Raw genomic sequence first — 3557 nt, 5'->3', positions numbered from 1 at the left:
TCAACGTGACCGATGGTGCCTACGTTTACGTGCGGTTTATTACGTTCAAATTTAGCCTTAGCCATGAATAGACCCTTTTTAACAAAACGGCGGTTATTTAATTAGTGTGTTATTTTAAATAGCTTGAGAGATGTCAAGATGGTGCTGATACCCAGAATCGAACTGGGGACCTCATCCTTACCAAGGATGCGCTCTACCGCCTGAGCTATATCAGCAACTTTTTTGATTGGAGCGGGCAGCGGGAATCGAACCCGCATCTTCAGCTTGGAAGGCTGAGGTAATAGCCATTATACGATGCCCGCGGCCTACTCGTAGCTATTCGTCTGACGAAGATGGTGGAGGGGGAAGGATTCGAACCTTCGAAGGCAGTGCCGGCAGATTTACAGTCTGATCCCTTTGGCCACTCGGGAACCCCTCCACTAATGGTGCCGCTTATCCGAGTCGAACGGATGACCTACTGATTACAAGTCAGTTGCTCTACCAACTGAGCTAAAGCGGCACTACGTCAGTGGGTGCGAATTCTAGTGGAATGCCCTAAGCCGTGCAACATAAAAAACCAAAAAAGCGTTAATTTCCTGCCTAAGCGCTCATAAAGTGCACAAACCAGCAGTTACATGTCTATATAACGGGCCAGTCCATGGAAAATAAGTAAAGGCTCTACAACAACAGGTAAATCTGACAGATAAGATTTAAGAAACTTACTGTCACCGCCGGTTAGCAGTAACTTTTCACAGCGTGTTTGCTGCCACGCCAACATGATTGCGCCCAAAATTGAGGCTAAACAACCATTTTGCAAACCTGTAACGGTATCTGTGCCGGGTTCTAAACGGCCATTAAACATTTCGGAATTAAATACCCTGGCAGTATTTTTCACCACTGCCTGCTGCTGCATCTTTAGCCCCGGCATAATCCAGCCACCGCTGTGCTGGCCATCTGGTACCAGCCAATCTAAGGTGACAGCGGTACCTGCATCAACAATCAGCACACTCGTTGCCGGAAACAATAACTGCGCACCTAACATTGCCAACCAGCGGTCAACTCCCAACGTCTGAGGCTGTTGATAACTGCTACGCACACCATAGGCCTGAGCATCAGAATACACCTGACGCCAGGGTAAATGCTCCAGCCCCAGCTGTTGCTTGATGGCTACCACTCTCTCCTGTGAAGCAACACAGGCAAAATATACAGCCTTAATTGGTAGCTTAGCCAGATTATCGGCAGCCAACTGTGGTAAAGCCGTAACTTTACCATTTTTTACCAATGCAGCTTTCTCGCGGGTATTGCCTATATCCAGTAGTAAATACATGCTAATCTCCCGGCCGCAAGCTAAGTTCACCACCAAAATAGGCTTGTATGCCAGTTGCCGTGCTCACCAGTAAAGCGCCTTGCTTATCTACGCCCAGGCATATGCCTTGCACCTCAGTATTACCAATAAGCTTCACCGCCTTATCACGGTATTGATTGTACTGGTTAAACTCATCGACAAAGCAACCAAAACCATTCTGAGTAAACTCGGTAAGCAACATCATCAGTTGCCGCTGCAACAATGCCACTAGCAAGTTACGATCTACCGCCTGGCCTGAGGCATACACTAAATCGATATACTGTTGATCGATATTATCAGGCGCCTGCTGTGGCAAACGAATATTCATGCCAATGCCAATGATCACATCGCAGCCAGCATGCGCCTGTCCTGCCAGCTCCACCAAAATGCCGCACAGTTTTTTTCCATCGACATAAACATCATTTGGCCATTTAACCTTAGCATCAACCTGATACTGCTGTTTTAACAATCTGGCAATCGCGATAGCCACCACCAGACTTAATCCCATGGCTGCCTGGATGCCCTGCTCCAGTTTCCAGTACATAGAGAAATATAAACTGGCAGCAAAGGGAGAATACCAGTTACGGCCACGTCTGCCACGTCCGGCAGTCTGCGCTTCTGCTACTAAGGTATAACCAGGCTCATTTACCACGCCATCCTGCACTTTTTGCATTAGCTGACTGTTAGTTGAGTCAGTAATGTTTTGCACCAGAATGTTGGGACTGCCACTTTGGCGCAACTGGCTTATCTTTGCCGCATCCAGCAATATCAGTGGTTCAGCCAGACAGTAACCGCGGCCTTTCACTTTATAAATATCTAAGCCAAGTTGTTGCAGCTGTTTGATATGATTTGCAACAGCCGTGCGGCTTAACCCCAGTGTTTCAGCCAGAAACTGACCTGACTGAAACTCGCCATTGCTTATTGCGCTAAGTAGCTGGCGCTGGCTAACTAAACTGGCTTTGCTCATCTGATTGGCTGCCCTTCGGCATTTAGCATCCGTACTTCAGCTTCTAATTGAATGCCGTAAGCGGCCTGCACCTGCTGCTGCACTGCTGTAACGAGTTGTTCGAGCTGCGCTGGCGTACCTGCCCCGTGATTTACCACCACCAGCGGCTGTAACTTATAGCAACCGATGTCGCCATAACACTTGCCTTTAAAGCCTTGCTGTTCAATCAGCCAGGCTGCAGGCACTTTCACTGTATTGTCGGTCTGGATAAAGCCCGGTATGGCAGCATGCTTTGCTTTTAGCGCAGTATATTGCTGCATCGCAATAACCGGGTTTTTAAAGAAGCTACCACAATTAGCCAGCACCGCAGGGGCAGGTAGCTTACTGCTACGCACAGCGATAATCTGTTCAAATATAGTGTTAATAGCAGCGTCAGCGGATAAATGGTCTAAACCTTTATACCCCAGCACAGGCGCAGGTTGCTTACTTAAACACAAACCCACCGCGACGATAATACCTTTGCCGGCTAAAGTATGTTTGAACACGCTGTCACGGTAGCCAAATTCACAGCGACCTGCAGCAATACGCAGTACCTTACGCTGTTGCCAGTGATAAAAATCAACATATAAACAGCTGTCTGCCAGCTCAACGCCGTAGGCACCGATATTTTGCACCGGCGCGGCCCCAACGGAGCCCGGGATCAGCGCCAGGTTCTCTATACCCCACAACTGCTGTTCAACTGCCCAGCTAACCAACTGATGCCAGTTATGACCGGCCTCCACGTGTACTAGCACATGCTGCGGATCCAATTGTGTAACAGTTTTGCTGTCGGCAACAAAACGACAGACGGGTGCGATAAGATCCTGCATAAAAATGGTATTGCTGCCCTCACCCAGTACAACAGGAGTTGTATCGGAATGGAAGTTCTCCAGCTCAGCAACAGAACCAAACTCGGTAACAGTGGCTAGCTGAGCATTAAAGCGGAAAGTAGAATAAGGAACGGCAGAAATATTAGTTAAAGTGCGCATAGCTATGCCGGTTAACACGAATACCGCTATTGTAATGATGTGGTTGAAGAAGCGCAAAAAAAGGATTTGCGGTGAACTACATTGCTCCCTCTCTATGGGGTGCACCGTCAGGATGGCCTGCCCCGAGGCGCTTCAACGCAAAAAGCCCGACTCTTTCGAGACGGGCTTTGCTTGAATTGGGCGCCTGGCGGTGAACTACTCTCGCATGGCGAATGCCACACTACCATCGTCGCAGCTGCGTTTCACTTCTGAGTTCGGA

The 3557-nt window shown here is 48.6% G+C and carries 3 protein-coding genes and 4 tRNA genes; all 7 read right to left on the bottom strand.

Annotated elements, in window-relative coordinates:
* Positions 1-139: 139 nt before the first annotated feature.
* Positions 140-215 (bottom strand) — tRNA-Thr (locus tag J3B89_RS20805).
* 12 nt (positions 216-227) lie between these two features.
* Positions 228-302 (bottom strand) — tRNA-Gly (locus J3B89_RS20800).
* Between the two features lie 31 nt (positions 303-333).
* Positions 334-418: transfer RNA gene (locus J3B89_RS20795), tRNA-Tyr, on the bottom strand.
* 5 nt (positions 419-423) lie between these two features.
* Positions 424-499 (bottom strand) — tRNA-Thr (locus J3B89_RS20790).
* A gap of 111 nt (positions 500-610) precedes the next feature.
* Positions 611-1306 carry a type III pantothenate kinase gene (locus J3B89_RS20785; RefSeq protein WP_215399517.1) on the bottom strand — a complete coding sequence of 232 codons (696 nt, stop codon included), beginning with the start codon at positions 1304-1306 and terminating at the stop codon, positions 611-613.
* A 1-nt stretch (position 1307) separates the two neighbouring features.
* Entirely contained in the window at positions 1308-2291 is a 984-nt protein-coding gene (birA, locus tag J3B89_RS20780) for a bifunctional biotin--[acetyl-CoA-carboxylase] ligase/biotin operon repressor BirA (protein ID WP_215399516.1), read from the bottom strand.
* The gene (gene murB / locus J3B89_RS20775) at positions 2288-3298 is read right to left on the bottom strand and encodes a UDP-N-acetylmuramate dehydrogenase (protein WP_215399515.1); all 1011 of its coding nucleotides are present in this window, start codon (positions 3296-3298) and stop codon (positions 2288-2290) included. The genes birA and murB overlap by 4 nt, the downstream gene beginning before the upstream one ends.
* Positions 3299-3557 lie beyond the last annotated feature (259 nt).

Origin of the sequence: Rheinheimera oceanensis, from assembly GCF_018831085.1 — a bacterium.
GTDB classification, from domain to species: domain Bacteria; phylum Pseudomonadota; class Gammaproteobacteria; order Enterobacterales; family Alteromonadaceae; genus Alishewanella; species Alishewanella oceanensis.
This window is presented reverse-complemented; position numbering and strand designations above follow the sequence as displayed.